Source organism: Streptomyces sp. W16, from assembly GCF_033194735.1.
Taxonomy (GTDB): Bacteria; Actinomycetota; Actinomycetes; order Streptomycetales; family Streptomycetaceae; genus Streptomyces.
This window is the reverse complement of sequence record NZ_JAWOAI010000101.1, coordinates 1-22,968: the sequence shown is the minus strand read 5'-3', so window position 1 is coordinate 22,968 and position 22,968 is coordinate 1. Positions and strand designations below refer to the sequence as shown.

13 protein-coding genes and 1 pseudogene are annotated in these 22,968 nt (G+C 66.7%); 3 read left to right on the top strand and 11 right to left on the bottom strand.

Translation table 11 applies throughout. The features are described 5' to 3' along the window. Together R6V09_RS16110 and R6V09_RS16105 are read right to left on the bottom strand one after the other, a co-directional pair. Nucleotides 1-999 (bottom strand): annotated as a pseudogene (locus R6V09_RS16110) (insulinase family protein); the annotation flags it as partial. Next, nucleotides 996-1,952 carry a hypothetical protein gene (locus R6V09_RS16105; RefSeq protein WP_317882092.1) on the bottom strand — a complete coding sequence of 319 codons (957 nt, stop codon included), beginning with the start codon at nucleotides 1,950-1,952 and terminating at the stop codon, nucleotides 996-998. The pseudogene R6V09_RS16110 and the gene R6V09_RS16105, both read right to left, overlap by 4 nt. A 199-nt stretch (nucleotides 1,953-2,151) precedes the next feature. Here R6V09_RS16105 and R6V09_RS16100 point away from each other — a divergent pair, with 199 nt between their 5' ends. Further along, nucleotides 2,152-2,595 (top strand): hypothetical protein, encoded by a 444-nt coding sequence (locus tag R6V09_RS16100; RefSeq protein WP_317882091.1) that lies wholly within the window; start codon nucleotides 2,152-2,154, stop codon nucleotides 2,593-2,595. Here the strand turns inward: R6V09_RS16100 and R6V09_RS16095 are convergent. Next, nucleotides 2,585-2,797 carry an ATP-binding protein gene (locus tag R6V09_RS16095; RefSeq protein ID WP_442810065.1) on the bottom strand — a complete coding sequence of 71 codons (213 nt, stop codon included), beginning with the start codon at nucleotides 2,795-2,797 and terminating at the stop codon, nucleotides 2,585-2,587. The two genes, R6V09_RS16100 and R6V09_RS16095, sit on opposite strands and share 11 nt — an antisense overlap. A 938-nt stretch (nucleotides 2,798-3,735) precedes the next feature. On the opposite strand from R6V09_RS16095, the gene R6V09_RS16090 reads away from it, so the two are divergent. Beyond that, nucleotides 3,736-4,317: a suppressor of fused domain protein gene (locus R6V09_RS16090; protein ID WP_317882090.1), complete on the top strand. Its 582-nt coding sequence runs from the start codon at nucleotides 3,736-3,738 to the stop codon at nucleotides 4,315-4,317. Nucleotides 4,318-4,431: 114 nt separating this feature from the next. Here R6V09_RS16090 and R6V09_RS16085 read toward each other — a convergent pair whose 3' ends face one another. Both R6V09_RS16085 and R6V09_RS16080 read right to left on the bottom strand, forming a co-directional pair. Further along, nucleotides 4,432-5,448, bottom strand: coding sequence for a tetratricopeptide repeat protein (locus tag R6V09_RS16085; protein ID WP_317882089.1), 1,017 nt, complete (start codon nucleotides 5,446-5,448; stop codon nucleotides 4,432-4,434). Between the two features lie 130 nt (nucleotides 5,449-5,578). After that, entirely contained in the window at nucleotides 5,579-6,268 is a 690-nt protein-coding gene (locus tag R6V09_RS16080; protein ID WP_317882088.1) for an ankyrin repeat domain-containing protein, read from the bottom strand. Between the two features lie 572 nt (nucleotides 6,269-6,840). Between R6V09_RS16080 and R6V09_RS16075 the strand changes: the two genes are divergently transcribed. Further along, nucleotides 6,841-7,590, top strand: coding sequence for a hypothetical protein (locus R6V09_RS16075; protein ID WP_317882087.1), 750 nt, complete (start codon nucleotides 6,841-6,843; stop codon nucleotides 7,588-7,590). Between the two features lie 747 nt (nucleotides 7,591-8,337). On the opposite strand, the gene R6V09_RS16070 is transcribed toward R6V09_RS16075, so the two are convergent. The 6 genes from R6V09_RS16070 to R6V09_RS16045 form a co-directional block, all read right to left on the bottom strand. Then, nucleotides 8,338-9,090 (bottom strand): hypothetical protein, encoded by a 753-nt coding sequence (locus R6V09_RS16070; RefSeq protein WP_317882086.1) that lies wholly within the window; start codon nucleotides 9,088-9,090, stop codon nucleotides 8,338-8,340. Beyond that, complete coding sequence (locus tag R6V09_RS16065) at nucleotides 9,087-9,566, bottom strand: DUF4304 domain-containing protein (protein ID WP_317882085.1); 480 nt, start codon at nucleotides 9,564-9,566, stop codon at nucleotides 9,087-9,089. The genes R6V09_RS16070 and R6V09_RS16065 overlap by 4 nt, the downstream gene beginning before the upstream one ends. 189 nt (nucleotides 9,567-9,755) lie before the next feature. Beyond that, entirely contained in the window at nucleotides 9,756-10,184 is a 429-nt protein-coding gene (locus tag R6V09_RS16060) for an Imm1 family immunity protein (RefSeq protein WP_317882084.1), read from the bottom strand. Further along, nucleotides 10,178-21,235, bottom strand: coding sequence for a LamG-like jellyroll fold domain-containing protein (locus R6V09_RS16055; protein ID WP_317882083.1), 11,058 nt, complete (start codon nucleotides 21,233-21,235; stop codon nucleotides 10,178-10,180). The genes R6V09_RS16060 and R6V09_RS16055 overlap by 7 nt, the downstream gene beginning before the upstream one ends. 302 nt (nucleotides 21,236-21,537) lie before the next feature. Beyond that, nucleotides 21,538-22,281: an HNH endonuclease family protein gene (locus tag R6V09_RS16050; protein ID WP_317882082.1), complete on the bottom strand. Its 744-nt coding sequence runs from the start codon at nucleotides 22,279-22,281 to the stop codon at nucleotides 21,538-21,540. A 205-nt stretch (nucleotides 22,282-22,486) separates the two neighbouring features. Further along, the coding region (locus R6V09_RS16045; protein WP_442810064.1) for an SCO6745 family protein at nucleotides 22,487-22,968 on the bottom strand (482 nt) is incomplete at its 5' end.

The window sequence follows — 22,968 nt, the reverse complement described above, 5'->3', positions numbered from 1 at the left end:
CAGCCGTCGTACGGCCGCGTCGGCCGCCGTCAGTCCCGCGTCGGCACGCGTGCGTACGGCCTCCAGGTCTGCCTGCGCGACACGGCCGGCCTGGAGCGCGGCGAGGACGTCGACGAAGCCGCCGAGCACCGCGTCCTGTTTGGCGGGCAGGGAGTCCGCGAAGGCGGTGAGGAGGGCGTGGCCGTCGCGGCGGGAGGTGTAGTCGGTGGCGGCGGTGTAGGAGTTGCCGTCCTCCTGGCGCAGGGCGCGGGAGAGTTCGCGTTCCAGGACACCGGCGTAGAGGCGGGCGGCGGTGGTGTCGGTGACGACGGCGTCGAGCAGGACGCCGCCCTGGCCGTCGGAGAAGTGGGCGGGGGTGGTGGGGAGCGCGGAGGTGACGGCGGGGAGGGGGTGACGGTGCCCTGGGGGCAGCTTCGGGGCGAGACCGGCCGGTATGTACTCGCCGGCGATCCACAGCACGGCGTTGCCGCCGGTGAACCAGGTCTGCGTCCAGTGCCGTACGTCCTCGGGGCGCAGGCCCGGTACGCCCCACTCCGGGTAGCTGACCAGGCCGTAGCCCTGGGCTCCGTAGCGCCACAGCGGGAGTTGGCCGGGTTCGCGGCGGGACTCCTCGGTGCGCAGGATCTCCTTCTCGGTCTCCAGGCGCTCCATGGGGAGGTCGGCGAGGGAGGCGCAGACGCCGTGGAGGTAGGCGACGATCTCGTGTTCGGCGCCCTCCACGTGGAAGTGGGTGAAGGCGGACTTGGTCGCGCCGTTGTAGTGGTAGTCGGCCAGGCCGTGGCGGTACAGGGCGAGGTGTTCGACGAGGTGGGTGACGCCGGCGCGGGCGAGGGTCTCGTCGGCGGTGCCGACGCGGAAGACGAGTCCGGCGCGCATGGGGCCGGGGGCGTAGGCGAAGAGGGTGGGTATGCCGGCGACTTCGGTGAGGTGGATGGCGTTCGTGGTGGTGTCGGCGGCGAACTGGCCGTCCTGGGGGGCCTGGTGGTCCTGGGGGTTCATCTTCGGCCTCTCAGGGCGGTGTCGCGGTGCTGGACGTACGTCTCGGCGGGCTTGCCGAGGTAACTCCACGGATATTCGGCGGCGAGGTTGCCGAGGGCCTGGAAGTGCGCTGCGGCCTGCGCGGTGTCGCCGATCAGGGAGAACAGCGCGGCGAAGCAGCCCTGGACGGTGACCCAGCCGTACGGCCGCGCGAACTGCGGGTGGAACACGGTCCGTTGGGCGGCCTCGACGAGTTCGGCGTGGACGTGGGGCTGCTTGAGGTATTCGGTGCGCTTGTCGTCGGCGCCGAGGTCGAGCCAGTGCTCGATGTGCGCCTCGGCGACGAGTCCGCCGTTCAACGCCCCTTCGGGGGCGGTCAGTAGACACTCGCGCGCGAAACCGTGGGCCTCCTCCCAGGTGCCGCCCCACTTGGGACACAGCTTCTGGAGAAGGCGGGCCTGTCCGGTGAAGTGGTGCGGGTGGTAGCGGGACAGGCGGTCGTAACGGCGCCGGCTCTCGTTCTTCCCGAGCGACAGCCCGAGGGCGGTGTTGAGGCGGGCGGCCCAGGCGGCGTCGTAGGACGGGTCGAAAGCCGTTGCCCGGATGAGGAGTTGCTCCGCCTCCGCCAGGTGTTCGCGGAACGCCTTGAACTGCTCGCGGCTGACGTCCTTGGCCCGTGCGTCGGTCCGTATCTCCCACCCGGCCTCGATGAGCCGCGTCCCGAGCACGGTGAGCGCGAGAACGTCGTGCGGTACGGCGGCCAGTTGCTGCCGCAGCACGTGCTCGAAACCGTCGGCCTCGGCCAACACCCCGACGACGAAGGCCCGGTCGGTACCGGGCGGCAGGCTGTCGTGGTACTGCCGGATCGCGGCCCAGTCGGCCGCGGCGGCGGCCTGGCGCAACCAGGTGACCTCCGGGAAGGCGGAGGCGAGTTCGAAGTCGGGGCCGGGATCGGCACCGGGGGCGGATGACATGCGGCGGATACTAGGCGAGGCCTGTGACATCGCGGGTGGCGGGGAATCCGCAGGTCAGACATGGGGCGAGCATGGGTTTTGCTTGACCTTCGGACTACCTTCCGTCCAACTCCCGTTCACTGGAGCCTCATAGCGTCCGCACTTTTCCGTACGTCTTTCATCCATACGTCTCCCCCATACGTCTCCCAGGAGCTGCGCCATGTCCCTGAACGCCCGCCGTAACCGCCAACTCCTCGAAGCGGCAGCCCCGTTGCTCCTCCAGGGCGAACGCGTCGAGTTCACTTCCCTGGCCGCGATCGGCTCGGTCTCCGTCCGCAGGCAGGCCCTGACGGCGGCCGTGGTGGGGGTGTTGAGCGCGGGGACGGTGATGGCCACGGTCACGCCACGCCCCATGTACATAGTCCTCACCGACCAGAGAGTGCTGTTCTTCGACGGCAACAGGGGTGGCAGACCGGGTCAGTTGCAGTTGAACCTGCCGCGTCCGTATGTCTCGGCGGGCGGTTCGAAGAAGGCGTTCCTGGGGTTGCAGTTCACCACGAGGTTGTCGGTGGCGGGGCAGGAGCAGGGGTTGAAGGTGACGTTTCCGGTGCAGCATCGGGGCGATGGGCCGCGGTTCGTGGGGGCGTTGCCGGTCACGCGGTGAGCAGTTCGCACCAGACGTATTTGCCGCGCGTGCCGTGTCTGGCCAACGGCTGCCAACCCCAGAGATCGGCACAGGCCCGGACCAGCGCGAGGCCTCGACCTCCCTCGGAGTCGGTGATCAGCTCCAACGGCCGTGACGGGGGCGGGGGTTCGGGATCGGCATCCCAGGCGCCGATCCGCAGCACCCCGTCAGTCCCAGACATCACCGTCGGAGCCTCTGTCACCATCACTGACGGCCCGTTCGCAACGATTCGGGCGACGATCACGGAGATCGACGCCCTGGCGCAGAGGGCCAAGGGTGCGATCGAACTGTTCGGCCACCCACTCCCCCGTCGAACTCACCTTCACCGGCACACCGAACGAACTACGAGTGACAGCAGTTCAGGACCGCTCGCAGGTCATCGCCACGCACAAAGACGCCACCCGCCACTTCGGGACCGTAGGACGCATCACCTCCGGCAAAGACACAGGCCGCTACATCCGGGTCGACGGAATGGCCGCCCTCGACGAGCCCGCTGCGGAGCACACGCTGGCCAGGTCTGCTGCCGAGCCGCCAGGATCTGCGCGTGACGGAGCACGAAGAGGACCTGGTGGCCTTGTTGCGCGAACTCGACGATCCCGAGTGGCTGGAGTGGCCCCGGGGCTACGACCGTGGTGAGACCGGCGCGCTGTTCGACGTTCTCGTGGCACGACTTGAAGACGACTTCACCACGCCATGTGTCAGCGAACGGGACACACAGGACTCCAGCGAGTACGGGCGGATCACCGTGCCGGCTCATGCAACCGTGTGCGGAACCCGGATCGCGGTCTGCGTGAGCAGGTTCGGCCAAGGGGGCGCTGGCCGAACTCGGGTACGCGATCGTTCCCGAAGAGCTACTGGAGTGCGACTACGCCGGGCCGAGCCGGCTGCCTTCGCATGTTCAGCGCCCCACCTGGCGGCACCGAACAAGAGCCCAACACCCCAGAGGGGACCCACTCCGCGAAAGTGTGACACTTCACCGTCAAGTGTCACACTTCTACGCCTCAGCCAACTGGAGCCAGTGGCTGCCCCGTTGCAGGTCCGACACTCTCAAGACCCGCAGCTCCACGACGCTGCACGAGCAGTCGGGGTCGGTCGATCACCGTCTGGAATGATCGCGTCGTGAGTGATACGAGACTGCCGGCCGCGGATGCCGTTGAGTCACACGTCCGGGCGTTCTTCACGGGGCACGCGGTGGAGGTCGTCGACTACGATCTCGGCCCGGAACGGCGAGAGGCAGTACCCGCTCTACGAGTTCTCGTTGTAACGCCCGGCCCGCGCAGCGACAACTGGGCCTATGTGACCGCCGGTTGCTGGGCTGCCTCGACGGAGAAGGACGGTCACGGACTTGAGTTCGTCATGACCGCGCACGTCCGCGACCAACGGTTCATCGAACTCATGGCGATGATCGCCTACTACCACTGCGGTGGGCATCAACTCGGCCTGGAGCACAGCATGCCGATCGGCGAACCGTGGGTACCCGGTTCGACCTGCGACCACCTTCTGATCAGCCTGCCCTACCTCCACGGCCCCGACCTTGAACACTGTCCGTTGCCTGGAGGACACGCCCGCATCCTGTGGACCCTGCCGGTGACCGCGGCCGAGATCGAGTTCCGCAGGCATCACGGACACGAGGCGCTGGAACAGCTCTTCGACGAGGCACAGATCATCCCCACCGATCCCTACCGAGCATCGGTCGCCTGACCTCGCGGCCCCAGCCGGTTCACCGATCTTCACCAGCTCCCCGTCAAGACGCTCCACGGCAGCAGCGGACGTATCCAACGTGCGCCCTTCGCCGAACTCCCGCGCCATTCGCCATCAGTCACCAAGACCTGTCCCGTAAGCGGTCTTCGAGCTGTTCTGGATGCGGCGGGCCGCAGTCACGAGCTCGGCAGGCAGCGCGGGGCCGTCACACGCGTGATCAATCAGCAGGTCCCGGTAGGAGTCGTTCGGCAGGTTCGGCGCCAGTTCGATGAGCTCGCTCAGTTCGGCGGGCGAGCCGGTCAGCCGTGCTCGGTAAGCGGCTCCGGCAGCACGCAGTGTGAGCTCGGTCGACTCGTGCTCCATTCCCTGGTCGATCTGCCGGACCGCGGCGGTGAAGTCGCCCTGCTCGGCGTGTACGTCGGCCAGGTCGAGATGGAGCGACCAGTTGGCCGGGTCCAGGGCAAGAGCGCGCTCGAACGCCGCCACCGTCCGTTCAGGATCACCCAACTTGCGCCATGTACCCGCTCGCACGACTTCCGTCAGCATGATCCGCTCCACAGAGTCCGCCCGGTCGCAGAGGGCCAATGACGCATCGGTGAGACCGCATGTCCGCAGCAGGATCGCCATCTTGGCCAACGCATCCGCCGACGGCCGGCGGGCAGCGACCGCGTCGATGGCCTGGAACCAGGGCCGGAACCGTTCCCGCGTGCTTTCGGTGTCCAGAACACGGCCATGGTCCATCGTCCGCATTGCGGCCTCGGCCAACGCATCGGCACTCACCACGCCGAGAAATCGCGCATCGCCGAACCAGGGGGCTCGGGCCCATGCGATGTCGGGTTTCGCACCCGTGACCGACCCGATCGCCAGCGCCGCACTGTCCACATCACCCTCAAGGAAGCTGATGTACGACCGAGCCAGCAGCGTCTTCAAGGAGTCGGCGCCCTGAACGACTTCGGCCAGTTCGGACGGCTTGTCCCTCCACAACTCGGCAAGGACCGTAAAGGGCTCGGGGTTCTCAGGCGCGGAGGCGATGGCACCCGCCAGATAGTGCACGGCTGCTGCCGGGCTGCCCCCGCAGTGCACCATCACCTGCGCGAGACCAACTCCAACTGCTACCGCCCGATTCGACATTGGCCGAGGGTATCCCTGGCGGCAGCCGGCCGGCCCGCCCACCCGGGGCTCGCTGGACACGTTGCCGTGATCTTGTTGTGGCAGGAGTGTTTGCGGCGCCGGAACCGTCCTGGACAGCCCCGTTCGTCGGTCAGGACGTGGGGCGCTGCGGGGCGGGCGGAGGAGGTGGCGGCACACGCGAGTATTTGATCTTGGACCAGTTCTCAGGGGTTACGTGGTAGTGCTCCCCGTCGTCCGCGTCCATCCGTGAGTGGAAGTGCACGTACAGATGATCGTCTTCGAGACGGTACGTGACGCCGCCCATCATCCCGAATACGACGAAGGTGATTTCTACGGCTGGTGCTTCCGTCAGCGGCGCCAGCGGTGGCAACAGGTGCTCGGTCTCCTCGAAGCAACTGCCGGTTCTCTCCCGTAGCAGCGAGTGGAAGCGGTGTTCCAGCATCTCGGGCGGGGACGGGAGTGGCCGCACCACGACCGGTTCCAGGAGCTCCAGCAGATGCGTGTGCCCCTGCTTCCGCGCGATGTCCACGGCGCGCTGCCCGTCCCGGGTGCGCTGCGTGCGCCAGGCGCCGTGCGCGATCAGCCGGGAGACGACGGGGAAGTCCGCGCCGTGCCAGGCTGCCTGATGCAACGGGGCGTAACCGGTGCGGATCCCGATCCGGGGGAGGTTGACCCGCTCCGGATACTTCCTCAACTCCTCGAACAGGCCACTCCAGTTGGCGTCCCGGGCCATGTCCGAGAGCCGGTCCCGCTCCTCCCGGTACCACGCGTTGGGCTCACGCTCGGTGAGCGCGTCCCATTCCATCCTGTTCCTGATCACCCGGACACGCTAGTCCACCCCTGCGGAGCCGGGCTGATCCGGGCGGACGACGGCGCGAGTAATGGTGCAGCGGGCCGCGCCGAACCAGCAGGCCGACACGTCATGCGTGACAGCACGGCGCGGACTCACCGGCGTCGCCAGCAGTCGGTCAATGAAGACGAGCCTGCGCTTTGCCCCGGCCCCAGCGACGAGTTCAGCGATCACAGCCGGCGACAGTCCAGTGACCCGCCGCCGAGCCACGACCAACCACTATGCACGAGGCCGTCGGCCATTTCCCCTCCGAAGAGCAAGAAGAGCAAGCGGACAGCGCACAGGAGCCATCCCGGTTCGCATAGTCGCCCATCGCCACGCCCGCCCGTACGCCTCCCAGCCGCCGCCTCAGTTCACCACCCCAGTTCACCGCCCCGGCAAGACAGCAGGTCCGGCCGTCAAAGGGGCGAAAGGGCAACCCACACCTTCAGGTGGATTGGGGACAGGACACGCGGTCGACACCCGTGCACACGTGCTGAGCTGACCCCGCGCAAGATCGCGCAGCCACCCCTCCAGTTCGAAACCACAGAAAGGGGACACACGTGCGCCTCAAGGGACAGGTCAGGACGTGGCTCGCCGCCGCGGCCACCGCCGCCGCGCTGTTCGTATCACCGACCCCGACCGCCAACGCGAACGCCCAGGCTCCGCAGGCCGGTAGCTACCTGAACCTGCACCAGTGCGTGTACATGCCTGCCTCGGGTGTCGACTACTTCACCACAGTGGTGCCGAGCCGTGACGGTCGCTTCACGACGGGGACGAACACTTCCGACACAGCCAACACGAGCAGTTCCTGCGGAGCCGGTGACGGAAACGTCAAACCGTCGTCCCCGTGGGCGGGCGTCCAGTCGCTCGACCTCAGCGCCGGCCGCTACCTGAACCTCCACCAGTGCGTCTACTACTCCGACGCCCAGCACGACCACATCACAACGGTCGCGAACGTCGGGGCCCCCGAGTTCGCCGCGCACTCAAACGTCTCCAACACCCCCGACACAACTCCCAACTGTGGCCCGGGACAAGGCCAGTACCACCTCATCCCCCTGCTGTCCGACGTCAAGGCCCTCGACCTCACCGCCGGGCGCTACGTCAACCTCCAGCAGTGCGTCTATTACTACGGCCAAAGCCCGTTCAACGACCACTTCACCACAGTGGTCCCGACAACCCGCGACGGCCGTTTCGCCACCGGGACAAAGGTCTCCAACACCGCCGACACCACCCCGACCTGCGGCACCGGCGACGGCAACTTCACCCTCATCCCCCTCCTCTCGGGCACGAAGGCTCTCTCCCGAACCTGACGCAAACGCCCGATCCGGCCCGCACCGGGAGCCATCCCGCCCCGGTGCGACCGACCCTGCATGGCAGGTCATCTCGAACAGTCCTTCGTCCACCACAGTCGACTTCGACCTGATCTACATCAATGAATTTCGAACCCTCAGTCTTCGATCGGGTCCACACGAATAGGGTCGCCACCGCCCAGATAGAGCATGCACCCCGCATCCTCCTGGTCCAAGTTTTCTGGTGCTATTACATAGATTCCGGCGGTGGGCGCGGGCGCCCAACCTAGGTTGCGCGGGGGATCATACGCCTCGTAGTGCCCGACATAGAGCCGTGTCGGCGGGATGGAGACCGAACAGATATCTCCAGCACGAAGCTCAGGCGGCGCCGGTTCGAGCCGATATGGAACCCATTCCGAATTCGATTCTCCATAAGGCAGCGCAAAAGTTCCATCCCAGCGAAAATTGGTAGAGTTGTCGACCACATTCCATGGCCATTCCACCGTGATGTACCGCGCACTCACCGATACAACCCGGGCGGTTGCCGGCTCACAAGAGACGACTACTTCACCCCTGACCCGAGGGAGCATAATTCCTTCACCTACTCTGGCCGTGGAACGGCATCAGCACGCCCGGTTTTAAACTGCAATTCATCACCATCTCAACAATGGGTAATCATGTCACGAAATCCAACATGCACTCACACAGCATCGTCACTGAACCTGGAGTCTGCATGCCTCATTCCGGCATTTTACCTGGAGATCCATATCATCGAGCCATGAGAAAATCATCGACACTGATACCCAAAGCCGAGGAAAAAATACCAATAACTGCATACGCTTCCGCTTCCCCCGGATCAGTTCCGCTCCCGAGGCCATCGCGAATAATCTCATAGACGCTTTCGATCAGCCTCGGGGAAATAGCGGGATGCAGCCATTTAAGCCATTCCATCACGGAAGCGATGCCGTATCGGATTCGCGCTTCTGAAACACCTCCCTGCGAAGCATGCATCAGAATTCGCATCGCTGTTGCGAGGCGATCGACGGGGTAGTTGTGGCCGTTCAGTACACGGTCGATCTGCGCCAGAGATTCGACCACAGCTACCGAATCAACGAAAGCACTTCTGCTCATCACATCAGGCATGGAATCGGCATCGGGGTCGACAACGACAGTGACATCTGTTGCCCGATCCCAGGCATCAGTGCCGACCGACAGTGTGACTTGCTCCCCAGGGCTGGTCGCTGGCCACGTGAAGAACGGCGGCTCCGATGATTCCCTCAGAGTCATATAACCCGTGGCAAGTTGCACGTCACCGGTGAAGACCTGCCTAGCCGGCCTCGGCGCGGCGCCACGCCACACCCCGATCCTCACTGGTGCGATCTGGGCGCGCGTGACCAGCGTGACGTGGTTCGTATCGCTCGTAGGAAGGTCGGACACCAGTAGGTCGAAATCCGGAGCGCCAGCCGAACCGATCACAAGATGTCCGTGGTTCAGGAAGACCTCGATCTCGCCGATCTTCACAAGGATCCAAGTAAGCCATTGGGCACGTGTGAGTAATATTGATTCACCTGTAGCTGCTCCTTCAGAGCAGGTAGCGCATAATTCGCGCACGCGGATACAACCTTGCGCGCGAGTTCATCCGGGACAGCCTCATCCGTGACCGTCCACCAGAATTCCTGCCCGCCCGGCATCAGCTGTCCAATCCTCGCCCACCGGGCCCATTTCCCGTAGACCTTGTTCGGGCTTGGTCGCGCCGGGTATTTCGCGCCCGCATCGATCATTTCTTGCCACTTGCCCTTTGGGACTGCGGCTACATTGACCGTAAAGCACAGCTGTGACGCACTTCCACCCGTCGCTTTCTGAACACCGAGCAGGAGCCACACTCCAGGATTCGCAAGCTCGAACACCTGCCCAGAACCAGCAAAGCCAAGCTTGCGCAACTCCGGAGAGATTCCCGTTCTGACTGCCTCAGAAAGAACTTTCTGCGCTGTCGTCACGCGCGCATCAACTCCTTGCAATCGAAGGCAAGCCAGTACTAGGCCCCGATCGTGACTACCTGTTTAAAGAGCTACCAAGCTACGCTACCAGGCGGTATCAATTTGCCTGTCAGCGAACTCCTGGTAGCTCTGGGCCCGGAGAGCGCAAGACCCTTGATCCTGTAACGACTTCTTAGATGTACTCCGACATCAGTACGGCTCTTCCTGCCACTCGATGCACGTAGGCCTAAGCCCGCCGGAAAAAACAAATTCTTTCGTGACGCGGCGAACCAGATCGATGGGAATCTCTGGTGATTCCAAAAAGTTCCTTGGATAAGTGAGCAGCATGTACGTCAGTTCTTCTCTTTCGGTCACCCCACTTGGAACGTAGCTGCCCTCCGCATCTGCGAATCCTACGATGCCAACCTGCGCATCGGGATCGACCCCAACCAAGAACTCGTGATCCGGATCGCCCGACACTAGAGGCGTTCGGTCCAGAGAAAAAATTTGAGCCATGTTTCGACTGGGGTGACCGGCGATGAGTGCATCAATCAGGAGATCAACAGCATCTTCCGAATCAAGCGGGAAGGGCTTCTCAAGATGTTCTTCCTTGAAGACTGCTTCAGCGCCCTTCAGCATTCCCCACCCCCGGCAACGAGTCCGTACATTACGCATTTCATGGCACCTTCAGTGTCGCGCCAGTGCACTCTCATCACCTTGCCACTGTTATAAAGAACCTTGTCTACGACCGAACTGCATCCAAGTTTCACGTCGCAAGGTCCACCGGTATGGTTGATGGCAACATCCACCTCGTCAAGCGGGTCCGCCTCGTCAAACATCCTTGCCGCCAGTTTCTGTTCAATGTGGTCGTAGTTACCCGGAATAGGCCCCCTTTCTCCTGACGTCGACAGCGCCTTTTGGAGGAATGTGCGAGCGCTCCTAGCCATTTCGCTACTTCGCTCGCCGCTCTTGATACCTTCCACTGCGCGACCAGGCGCCGCCCACCTACCTTCAATTTGGCCGCCCGTCCATTCGGGCAGTTCAGCATGCTCAGCCTCGGCGTCAAAGCTGTCGCAGTTGTGAACGAGAACGGGCGTCGACCCGGCTTCCACATAGTAGGTGTGGAGGCTGCCGATGGTCAGGTCGTACGTAGTGGTGTTCGCGTGGTAGAGGCGGACCCCAGTGACCTCAGCCGTCCCCGTCGGAGTCTGAAGGACGTCACCGGCCTTCAAGTCCTTGCCCTGGACGAACGCTGACCTGGTCTCGTCGTAGAACGGGTGGTGGAAGGTGGTTGTCAGGTGCGCGCCCTGCGCAGCAGACGTCCCGCCCTCGGCAGCCGTGACGCTCTGTTCGGATGTCGCCGAGGAGACCGCCGCGACCGTCTTGGTCGCCGGCTCCTGCGTGTTGCCGTGGCTCGCGCCCAGCGCTCCCAGTACCGCCGCCGACGCCGCGAGTCCGAACGCCGCCTTTCGGGCGACCCTCTTGGCCAGGGACTTCGCTCCGGCCTTCACACCCTGCTTCGCTCCGGCCTTCACACCCTGCTTCGCTCCGGACTCCGCCGTCGCCTTAATAGTCAGGTCCACGAAGTCGTGGTCCGTGTGCGTCACGATCACCGCGGTGACCTCGTGCGCCGCCGTACCCACCACCCCAGGAACCGAGTTGGCGATCGTGTCGCCGACCTTCATCTGCTCGATCGCCTTGGTCGTACCGTCGGCCATCAACACCCGGGTCGAGCCGGTGAAGCTGTGGGGGCAAGTGCCGGACCGGGACTGCGACTTGGTCCCCGCCCCCTCCGACTCCGCCGCCGAAGCCGCCTCATCCGTGGCATCCGCAGCCCCGGCCTCCCCGGCTTCAGTAGCCCCCTTCCCAAACAGCCCCCCGACGACCTCCATCGCCTTCGGAGCCGCCTTGGCAAGGAGCTTTCCGCCCAGGGAACCCAGTGCCCCGCCCAGCGCACCCGTCACCGCACCCTCGACCGCCGACCCCGCGAACGCTCCCGCGCTGCAGTCTCCGCCACCGTTCTGCGCGCACTTGAAGCCCTGCTCGACCAGCGAACCCGCCGCGCCCGCCAAAGCAGCGCAGCCAATCGTGCCCACACCCCACGTCGCCGCTTCGCAGCCCGCGAAGACCGCCGTGGAGACCACGATGGACGTGATCGCCGCCGCGTGGTTCTTGATGAACTTGCCGGTCGTCTTCACCGCCTTGACCGTGGCGTGGTACGCGGTGCGAGTCGCGTGGGCTACCGCCTTTGCCGCCTTCTTCACCGTGTGGGCGACCTTGTGGGCCGCCTTTTTCACCGCGTGGACGACGCGATGCGCCACCTTCGATGCCTTGTGGTACGCCGTATGCACCGCGTGAACTGCCGCGTGATAGACGCGTTTTACGTGTCTGACCGTGTAGTGGTAGACGCGCCTCGTCACCCGCACCGTCGCGCGGTAGACGTCCACCACCTTGTGGACGACCTTGTGGGCCGCGTGCTTCACGGCGTGAACCACCTTGCGGGCCACGTGCTTTGCCGCGTGGTAGACCTTGTGGACGACGTGCTTGGCCTTCTTGGCCACGTGCTTGGCGGCCTTCACCTCGCACGAACCCGTCCACCAGGAACAGTGACCCGACTCGTCCGTGCCCACCATCGGGTTGTCGTCGACGTAGGCGAAGGGGTTCGCCGCCACCGAGTCGGGGCTGGGGTCGAGGGACACGCTGTCCTTGTTCAGGAACTCGCCCGTGTTCGGGTTGTACCAGCGGGAGGCCGTGCCGACGTCGCCTGATCCGGGTTCCGTCCAGCCCGACTGGAAGCCCAGGTGGCCGATCAGCGACAGCGTCGCCGTCACCTTGCCGAGGGGGTCGTACGTCGCCGAGCCCGACAGGGACGTGGCGCCGGAGGTGAACGTCCCGACCACGTCGTCGTGGAGGTCCGTCAGGGCCAGGGCCCCGGCAGACGAGCCCGTCTGTTTGATGCCTACCAGGCCGCCGCCCGGGTCGTATGTGTAAGCGTCGTCCCCGTCCGTCGCGATCGTGTTGTCCGCGCCCGAGTAGGCGAACGTACGGGTCGACGACGCGGCCGTGTTCGTGTCCGTGATGTTCCGGCCCAGGGCGTCCAGCGTGTAGGACTGCGGGCCGGCGACGATCTGGCCGCCGAACGCGTCCGCCTTGAACGCGGCCGTGCCGTTCGCCGTCGACGACTCCTGGGTCATCGTGCCGCGGGCCGAGTAGGAGTACGAGTTTGTGCCGTCCGACGTCAACTGGTCGCGGGCGTCGTACGTGTAGACGTCCGCGCCCACCCGCACCCGGTTGCCCGAGGCGTCGTACTGGTAGGCCGTCGTGGCCGTGCCGTTGTTCCAGGACGTCAGGCGGTCCGACCAGTCGTACGCGTAGGTGTTGGACGACGCGCCCGTCACGCCCGCCGTCGTCTTCGACGTCAGGTTGCCGTTGTTGTCGTAGCCGTAGGTGAAGCTCGCCAGCGTGGTCGCACCCTGGGCGGTGACGTCGTTCGACAGTTCGTGTGCGCTGTTGTAGGTGAAGGTGCGGGTCTGGCCCGTGCTGCCGTACTTGATGGTCTTCAGGTCGTTCAACTGGTCGTACGTGTAGGTGAGATGGGTGCTCGTCGCGGCGTCGTCCAGCGTCGACAGGCGGCCCGCCGTGTCATAGCCGTACGACTGCGTGCCCGCCGCGTCCGTACGGCTCAGCATCGAGCTGTCGTCGTTGTAGGTGAAGCTCGACGAACCCGCCGAGCCGGAGGCGGACAGCACATCGCCTCGGTCGTCGTACGTGAACGCGTCGTGTGTGGACGCCTGGTGGTCCGCGGCGCCGATCGTGCCGGCCTCGTCCGTGTCCGCCGAGGTGACGCGGCCGTCGGCGTCGTAGGAGAAGCTGTGCTTCGCCGAGGCCGCCTCCGCGCCCGTGCCCGTCATCGTCTTGAGCTGGTCGTTGTCGTCGTATGTCATCGACGTCGTGACGCCGCCGGGGGCGGTGGCCGAGGTGACGTTGCCGTCCGCGTCGTAGGCGAAAGTCGTCGTGGAGTCGGCGGCCGAGGTGTACTGGCTCGTCGTCGGCTCGGTCACCGTCGCCTGCTGGCCCCAGGGGGTGTAGCCGTAGCGCCAGGAGTTGCCGCGGCCGTCCGTGAAGCGGGTGCGGTTGCCCGCCGCGTCGTAGCCGAAGGACGTGGTGATGGAGGTCGTCGCGTCTACCGGCTCCACCTGCTGGGTGATCGTGCCGGCCGCGTCGTACGTCCAGCGGGTGGTGTGCTGGTTGGCGTCCGTGGCCGCGGTCAGGTTGCCGTTGCCGTCGTACTGCTGCGAAGTGCCGTACAGGTAGGCGCCGATGGCGTCGTAGCTGCGGGTCGCGGTCGGGTCGTCGTTGACGTTGTAGTCGGTGGTCGTGTAACTGCCGTCCGCCAGCGTCGTCTTGGTGGGGTTGTCCTCGAAGTCGTAGGCGTAGGACGTGGAGTTGCCCGCGCCGTCCGTTGTCTTCGTTACGTCGCCCGCACGGTTGTAGGCGTACGTCGAGGCCACGCCACCCGGCGTCGTCGTCGAGGAGACGTGGGCGCCGTAGGGGTTGCCGGTGGTGACGGCGTAGGAGTTCGTCGTGGTCAGCGTGCGGGTGGAGGGGTAGCGCTCCAGGGTGGTGGAGGTGACCTGGCGGCCCAGGTAGTCGAAGGTCGCCTGTGCCTGGGCGCCCGTGCCGTCCGTCGCCGTGCGCTGTTCGCCGTTGGTGTCGTAGGTGGCGTGGGTCTTGGTGCCGTCGGGTTCGGTTATCTGGGCCAGGTCGCCCAACTGGTCGTAGAGGTACGACGTCGTCCTGCCGCCCGGAGTCGTTTCGCCGGTCTGGTTGCCCTCGCTGTCGTAGGTCCAGACTGTCGTGCCCGCGTTGGGAGTTGACGCTCCGGCGGGGGTGTACGACGGGAGGGTCTCGCTGACCTTGTTGCCGACGGCGTCGTAGGCCGTGGTGGTGACCTGGCGGAGCGGGTCCCGTTCCGCGACGGCCTCGCCGAAGGTGTTGAAGCCGCTGGCGGTGACCGGGTTGACGGGTGCGGCGCTCGCGGCGGTGCCGTCCGGCTCCGACTGGACCGTCGGTGCCGTGGTGACCGCGAGGTTGCCGGCCTGGTCGTACTCGTAGGAGGTGGTGTGCTGTTCGGGGTCCGTCATGGACGTGGGCAGACCGCGCTTGTCGTACGAGTACTTGGTGGTCTGCTGGTCGGAGGAGCCGACCGTGCCACCCGAACGGCCCTTCCCGTACAGGGAGGTGATCTCGCTCGTCGACAGGGCCCGCTGGTAGGTCTGGACGTTGCTGACCGCGCCGTTCACCGCGTTGCTGACCGCGCCCGAGGCGGTCTTCGCGCCGCCGATGGACAGCGGGCCCGCGCCGGTCCAGGGGGCGGGGTTGCTGGCGGTGCCCGCGAGGGTGCCGTTGACGTACAGGTTCATGGTGCCGGTCGACGCGTCGAAGGAGCCGACCAGTTGGGTCCAGGTGTTGAGCGCGGGGGTGCTTGAGGCGTAGGCGTTGTAGTACGCCGACGGGGTGCCGGAGGAGTCCGTGCTCGGTGAGATGAGGCGGAAGACGCCCTGGCTGGAGGCGTACTGGAGGTAGAAGGAGGAGCGGTTGGTGCCGCCCTGCGCGACGAAGGTGCGGAACGTCGAGGTGTCCGACAGCTTCACCCACGCCGAGACTGTGTAGGAGGAACTGGTGTCCAGGACCGGGCCGTTGGTGGCGGCGATGTCGCCGTTGCCGGAGGTGTCGCCGCTGAACTGGGCCGCGTCGTCCGACCAGGTCACGCCCGATCCGGCGGTGACGGTGTTGCCGGTGCCGGAGGAGTCGGTGACGGACCGGCCGGAGGTCTGGTTCAGCTTCCACCAGCCCGACGGGTGCCCGGAGGCGTCGCCGTACAGCGTCTCGCTGAGCAGGTTGCCCATGTCGTCGTACGTGTCGGTGGTGGTGCGGTCGTAACCGGTCGCGTCGTGGTCGTTCTCCGACGCGACCTGGTCGTCCGGGGTGTACGACACGGACGTCACCCGGTCGACACCGGTCGGGTCGACCGTCGTCGACGTCGTGCGGCTGGAGGCGTCGACCGTGTACTGGGTGACGTTCTCGCCGTTGTCCGTCGTCTGGGTCAGCAGGTTGCCGGCCGCGTCGTAGGCGTCCGACTCCAGGACATAGCTGCTGGTGCCGTCGGAGCTGGTCTTCTTCACCGTCGCGGTGAGGCCGTCGTCGGTGTAGGTGTACGACGTCTTGTTGCCCATCGCGTCGGTGACCGAGGCCAGCCGCCCGGCCGGGTCGTAGGCCCGCGAGGACTCGACGAGCGAGGCCGCCGTCTGTGGGGAGACCGGGTCGCCGGTGTACATCAGCGCCTGCGTGAGCAGGTTGCCGTTGTCGTCGTAGGTGTAGTCGGTCTCGTTGCCGGCGCTCGTCACCTCCTTGGACTTGTTGCCGGAGGTGTCGTACGTGTACGTCGTCGTGTTGCCGTACGACGTGCCGGCCGCGACGTTGGCGTCGGACTCGGTCAGCAGCCGGTCGTAGGCGTCGTAGGTCTGGGTCTCGGTGCGCGGGGCGTCGCCGCCCTGCGCGTCGGCGACGGTCTGGGAGAGGACGTCGCCGTCGTCGTCGTAGACCGTGCTGGAGACGGCGGCGTGGTCGGCGCCCTGGACCCGGTCGGTGATCTTCGGGTCGTGCTCGGTGGTGACCTGGCCGTTCTTGTCGTACTCGTAGCTGGTGGTCAGACCGTCGGGGTAGGTGTCGGAGACGACGTTCTGGCTCAGGACCTGGCCGACGTTGTCGTAGGTGTACGACGTGACCAGGCCGATGGCGTCCGTGGTGGAGGCGACGTCGCCGTTGCTGAAGTACGACACCGAGTTGACCGCGCCGCCGGGGCTGACCGTCTTCACCGGCAGGCCCTTGGGCACGACCCCGCCGTTCGCGGACGGATAGGTGCTGGTGCCGTCGCTGTAGACGGTGGTCGTGGCGCGGCCGGCCGGGAAGCCGGGCACGGCCGGGCCGGTGACGGTGGTCTGGTTGCCCGCCGAGTCGTAGGTGTACGACGTCAGATAGGTGTTGTCCGTCGCGGACGCGGAACGGCCGTCGCGCTCGGTCAGCAGCTGGTCGTTGCGCGGGTCGGCGGTGGTCAGCTGGGCGGTCGTGTCGTCCGGGTAGTACGTGTAGTACTCGGTGTTGCACTTGTTGGCGACCTGGTCCTGGCAGGACGTGGACGAGACGATGTTGCCGCGGACGTCGTGACCGGTGGTGGTGACCGCGCCGTTGGGGTCGGTGACCGTGTGCTCGAAGCCGGCCGTGTCGTAGCCGAAGCTGGTCTTGTTGCCGAGGCCGTCGGTCTCGGTCAGGGCCCGGTTGCCGTTGTCGACGTCGTAGGTGTACGTCAGCGTGGACGTGGTCGGCGAGGTCACCTTGACCGTCTCGACCGGGAGCAGCCCGCTGGAGTTCTTGGCCGCCTCGACGTGTGCGGCGACATCGGCCGCGCTGAGCGCCGAGTGGTAGAAGGCCGCGTCGGCGATCGAACCGGTGAAGTGGCTGACGTCTGCCGGGGAGTCGAGCCAGCTCTTGGCGAAACCGGCGCCGAGGTAGAGGTGGTTGTAGGTCTGGTCGGCCGGGGTGCCGGAGTAGCTGGCCTGCTGGACGCCGTCCAGGTAGAGGGTCTGGGTGGCCCCGGAGGCCGTGAGGGCCACGTGGTGCCAGGTGTTGTCGGTGACCGTGCCGGTCGAGCCGAACGCCGTCGCGGCGGAGCCGCTGCCCGAGTAGTAGTGGCCGTGCAGTTTGTTGTCGCTGCCGACGTACAGCAGGGGCGCATAGGTGCCGGACACGGTGGTCGCGCCGGAGATCGCCACCGACTGGGAACCGACGATGACGCCCTGCGAAGCGGTCTTGAACCAGAGTTCGAGACTGCGGTCGCTGGTGCCGAACTGCACGGACGTCGGTAGTTCGACATACGAGGAACTGCCGTTGAAGGTCGCGGCCTTGGCGTCGCTGAACGGGCCGGTGGCGCCGAGTGTCACCCCGCTGTAAGTGCCGTTGCCGCCGTGCACCTCGTTGAGGGCCGCGGTCGCGCCGGCCGCCTCGCCGAGCCGGTAGTAGCCGGCCGGCCCGCCGCCGAGGACCGCGCCCCGGTAGGTCTGGCTGGAGCCGGTGACGGTGGGTGCGGCGAGCTTCCAGACGCCGCCGTTCTCGTCGGTGAGCTGCGTGAGCGCCGTCGTCGCCGGGTCGTACGTCATCGTGGCGAAGGACTTGCCCGAGGGACGCTTGATGGAGGTGAGCAGGGACGCCGAGTGAGTGCCGTACTGGTAGAGGGAGTTGACGTCGGCGGCGACCAACGGCCGTCCGTACCAGGCCGCGTCGGCGATCGAACCGTTGAAGTACGTCGCGTACCCGGTGTCGTCGGTGGTGCTGCTGTTCGCCTCGTCGGGCCAACTGCCGCCCAGGAAGCCGGTGCCGAGGTAGTTGAAGACCTGGTTCTTGCCGAAGGCCACCGCGCTCTTGATGGACACGGTGCCGGTACGCGAGCCGACCTTCGTGTTGTCCAGGAACAGCGTCTGCGAGTTGCCCGCGGCGCTCAGCACCACGTGGTGCCACTTGCCGTCGGCCACGGACGCCGAGGACACGATCGGGTTGATGCCGCCGCTGTACCAGAACTCGGCGTTCAGCTTGCCGTCCGAACCGACGTACACCGACGGTGTGTAGAAGCCGGCGGCCTTGCCCGAGCCGATCGGCTGGGAGGCGTACGAGTAGAGCACGCCCGGTCCGGCCGAGGTCTTGAACCACAGGGACAGGGCGCCCGAGTCGGTGTCGTTGCCGGTGTTCTTCGGCAGGGCGACGTCGGAGGTGGTGCCGTTGAAGGAGGCCGCGGTGGAGGAGGAACCGGTGAGCGGTCCTGCCGCGCCCAGCGTCACGTTCTCGTAAGTGGCGTTCTTGGTGCCCTCGTTGGCGAGGACCGCGTCCTTGGCGGTGGTGCCCGAGCTCTCCGTGAGCGGCCAGGCCGCGCTGGGGTCGAGGTCGAGGGAGGCGTTCTGGTACTGCGAGCCCGTCGTGTAGCCGTACGTCGTGCACTTCGTCTGCGACAGGGGCGCGCACACGGTCGTCAACTGGTCGCCGGTGTAACCGTAGTTCCAGGTCAGCGCGGTCGTCGCGACGCCGGCGGTGACCGGGTCGGTGGTGACGGTCGCGACATGCGCGGCGAGGGCGCCGGACGGGGTGGACCAGGTGAGGGTCAGGGTGCGGCCGGACACGTTGGACTTCATCTGGGTGACGTGCAGGCTGGTCCAAGTGAGCGTGATGGAGCGCCCGTTGGCGTCCGTGACGGAGGTGAGTCCGTAGTTGCCCGTGGTCAGCGGTGTGGTGAAGGCGTAGACCGTGTCGTCCTTGTCGGTCAGGCTGTAGCCGCCGGCGCTGACCGTGGTGAACGTGGCCCAGCGGCCGGTGCCGGGCGCGAAGGTGCCGTCGCTGTTCTTGCCGTAGCCGACCTGCGAGCCGTCCGGATAGGTGACGTTGACGCTGGTGACCGCGCCGGCCGCGCTGTACTGCTCGGTGGCGCGTGCGTCGAAGATGGACGACCAGCCGGACCCGAAGGCTCCGGTCCAGCGCGGGTCACGGGAGTTGTAGTCGCGCTCGACGTCCAGGGACGGACCGACGGTGGAGATCGAGGCGTCCGTGTCGGAGGTGGTGTAGTTGCCGATGGACGCGTCGAAGCCGTGGTCGCTGCTGTTCTGCGACAGCCCCGAGGTGATCACGGGCTGGGGCACCTGGACGGACAACTCGTAGGGATCGGCGGGCGAGTAGAGCCCGGTCGTCGCGTCGTACGCCTGCACTTCCCAGTTGTAGTTCTTGCCCCAGGCCAGCTTTCCGGCCGGGACGGTCCAGTCGCCGGTGGCGACCAGGCCGGAGTCGACGACCAGGGCGTTGTTCGCGTCGTAGACCTTGAACTGGTACTTGTTCGCGCTGCCGCTGGTGGAGTTGGCGCCGCCCGCCCAGGCGGTGAGCTCCGGAGTGGTGGTGCCGACGACCGCGTTGTCCGCGGGGAACTGCTCGTAGAGCTGCGGGGCAGTGTTGCCGGTGTAGGTGACCGAGAGGACCGGGCCTTTTCCGGGGTCGTTGAAGGAGCCGAACTGCTTCCAGTGCAGGGCGTCGGTCGTCGACGCGTAGAGCGCGAGTCCGTAGTCGGCCGTCGTCCCGCTGAACCAGCCCTGGATCGCCGAGGTCGACAGCGTCACGGTCACCGTGTCGCCGACGGTCCGGTCGGCCGCCTTGTTCGCGCAGGCGTTCGGCACGGTCGGGGTCGAGTTGCCGATGGAGGTGGTGCCGTAGGTCGGCCCGGGGTAGCTGGTGACGCCCTCGGGCGTCCAGGCCTGGGTGACGAGGGCGACGTCGAAACGCTCGGCCGTGCAGGTCGCGGCCCAGGTGTCGAACAGCTGCAGCGAGGCCGCGGAGACCGTCAGACCGCTGTCGTCCCAGGCGGTGTCCCAGTGGTTGATGTAGCTCGCCGCGGAGTGCGTGCCCGAGTCGTACGAACCGACCTTGATCGTCTGCTCGTAGGAGTGGTCGCCCGTCGAGTCCGAGCCCGACTCGGCGTAGGTGGTGGTCCAGCCGTCGGTGACGGTCGGGTCGACGGTGACGGGGAAGACGCGGTGCGCGTCCTTCAGCCAGGCCTCGTCGAGCGTGATCTTCAGCGAGTAACCGCCGCCGTCCCGCACGAGGGTCGTGGTGACGTCGTGGGTGGTGGTCGGGTCACCGGAGCGCGGATCGACCTTCGAGTCGTAGGCGTACGACGAAGGGATGCGCTCTACGGTCTTCCCGGCGGCGTTGCGCAGGACGATCGAGCCGTCCTTGTTCTGGACCGGGGTGAGTCCCTTGAGCTGGAGCGGGAAGGTCCAGGAGTTGCCGGCGTCCGCGGAGTGCAGGACGACCGCTTCCTTCACACCGGTGGCGGTGGGGGCGACCTGGAGGTCGGTGTCGGTGAGGACACCCGGGTAGGTGACGCGTGAGCCGCCGTCGACCGTGCCCTTGACGGCCTGGGCGTCCTTCAGCCCGTAGGCGACGGTGTGCTGTGCGTCGGGGGCGAGGGAGACGAGCGTGGAGTCGTCGGCCTTGGGCGCGAAGTCGACGTCGACGGAGTTGGCCTTCTCCTGCCACCGCCCGTCGGGTCCGGCCCGCACGTCCACGTCGATGGGCGCCCATCTGCCCTTGCCGACCTGGTAGTTGACCGGTGACGGCGAGATCTGTCTCGTGATGGACCCGTCGGCGTTGTCGAAGACGGTGTCGGTCCGCGAGGACTTGCCCGCGTCCCGCTTGCTCGTCTTCGCGTTGAAACCGGCCTTGCCCGCGGCGCTCTTTCCCCGCTTCACGGACGCCGAGTGGGCGTGGTAGGCGGCGAGTTCGCCCTTGCCCTTACCCGGCTTACGGCCCGCGCCCTGGTGTGCCTCGGTGGCCGCGGCGGAGACCCGGTGCGCCTTGCCGGCCGCCGTGCCCGACTTCTCCGACGGCAGCCGGCCCCAGTGCGGGTCCTTCAGCCAGGCGGTGAGCGAGGACAGGCTCGGCAACGAGACGTCCACGGCGTGCAGTTCGACCCCGTCGGCCATCGCCTGCTGCGTCGTCCACACGAGGGCGAGCGCGGTCAGCAGGAGCAGGGCGACGCCACGGCGGGCGCGCCGCGTACGGCGGGGTGAGCGAACACGGCGAGCGGGCCGGATGCGCACGACGAGGACTCCAACGGTCGACGGGCACGAAGCAGCCGCCGTCAGCCGATGCTTGACCGGGTCCTGACAGGACAGCCACAGAAACGCACAGATCTTGCCCATCACCGACAAAGATCGAACAGACCCGAGAAGAGATCATCGACCGATCTTGACCATTACCCGGTGAACGCACCCCGAGTCACCCCTCATGTCCCTTTGTTCCTTGTGAACTCCTTTACCAGTACAACGACTTGGGCAGGACAGATCGTCATCTCCCGTATATGTACTTCACGGGAAAGGGCTTGCTCTGACGGGCACTCAGCTCACTTCGCGTGGAACCTCGACGGCGCGCTCGTCGGGTTACCGCCGGACGGGAGCTTCTGGCCCGGGCAGGTGGAGAGGACCTTCTTCATCGCGGCCTTCTCCGCCGCGGTGACCCACAGCCCGTACTTCTTCTTCACGGCGACCTGCGCGGCGACATAGGTGCAGCGGTACGTCTTGTCGGGCGGCACCCAGGTCGCCGTGTCGCCGTCGCCCTTGCTGCGGTTGGCGCTCGCGCCGACGGTGAGGAGGTTGAGCGGATCGTTGGCGAGGGCTATGCGCTTGCTGGCGTCCCAGTACTTGGCGCCCTTCTGCCAGGCGTCGGAAAGGGCGACGAGGTGGTCTATGTCGACGAGGCTGGCCCCGCGGCGGTAGGTCACCTCCTTGCCGGAGTACGGGTCGGATTCGAGGACGCCGTACGACACCTTGCAGCTGCCGCCGGTGAACTTCACCTGCTTCAGGTCCCGTTTGAGAATGTCGTCCCTGGTGTCACAGCTGTTGGAGTCCGTGTCGGCCCAGGCGGTGCCGAACCGCTCGCGGGAGTAACCGGTCTTCGGCGCCCGCCCCTTGACGGTCAGGGACTCGGCGGCGGTGAGAGCCGCGCCCCCGCCGGTACCTCCGCCGGAGTTCCCACCGGAGTCACCGCCGGTCGTCGCTTCGGGCCCGGAGGCCCCTGTGGTGTCCTTGCATCCGGCGACGGACAACATGATCAGGACGGCCACGGCCGCCCCACCCCTCAGACGCATCACAGTGCGCCCCTCCCCTAGCTCACCCGGCCCCCGCCCCTGCCGGGGCGGATATTGACCTGGTGCCCACGTTAGCGGCGGAGATGTCGCGAACATATGGGGCCCGGGGGCGCATGACGCGCAACTCGGGTGTATCGGCACGGTCCGGTCGGCGCGGGCGCCCCCACCTCGCACTCCCTCCCCACACTCTCTCCCCACGCCCCTCTCAGACCTTGCCGATGCCCAGCGTCGACTCCGAAGGCAGCAGCCCGGAACCGAGCACGGCGACCCAGAACTCCCCCAGCAGATCCGCGAGTCGGTCGGTGTCGGCCTTGCCGAGGGACTGCCAGGGCTCGGCGGCCAGCCGGTCGGTGTGGCGCTCGACCTCCCGGCGCAGGTCGCGGCCCGCCCTCGTCGCCGTACCGAGGTCGTCCAACAGGCCGCGCGCGACCAGGCGTTCACGGGCCGCCGCCCATTCCCGCGGGCTCCAGCCCCGGCTTTCGAAGCGCTCGACGGAGGCCGCTCCTATCGCGGCGAAGGAGACCAGGGACTCGACCGGGTCGAGGCCGGCGACGAGGAGGGCGGCGAGGTGGCCGTCGCCCCGGTGTTCACGCAGGATCGTCGCCGCCTGCCAGAGCTGGAGGTGGGGCTCCTCGGGCCAGGCCAACTCGGCGTTGGCCGCGGCGAGGGGAGATCGGAAGAGCGTCG

Excerpts from the sequence above, each read along its gene's own strand:
- R6V09_RS16085 (WP_317882089.1), bottom strand. The coding sequence starts at position 5,448 with ATGTCGAATCGGGCGGTAGCAGTTGGAGTTGGTCTCGCGCAGGTGATG.
- R6V09_RS16050 (WP_317882082.1), bottom strand. The coding sequence starts at position 22,281 with ATGCGTCTGAGGGGTGGGGCGGCCGTGGCCGTCCTGATCATGTTGTCC.
- R6V09_RS16095 (WP_442810065.1), bottom strand. The coding sequence starts at position 2,797 with ATGTCTGGGACTGACGGGGTGCTGCGGATCGGCGCCTGGGATGCCGAT.
- R6V09_RS16100 (WP_317882091.1), top strand. The coding sequence starts at position 2,152 with ATGTCCCTGAACGCCCGCCGTAACCGCCAACTCCTCGAAGCGGCAGCC.
- R6V09_RS16060 (WP_317882084.1), bottom strand. The coding sequence starts at position 10,184 with ATGCTGAAGGGCGCTGAAGCAGTCTTCAAGGAAGAACATCTTGAGAAG.
- R6V09_RS16105 (WP_317882092.1), bottom strand. The coding sequence starts at position 1,952 with ATGTCATCCGCCCCCGGTGCCGATCCCGGCCCCGACTTCGAACTCGCC.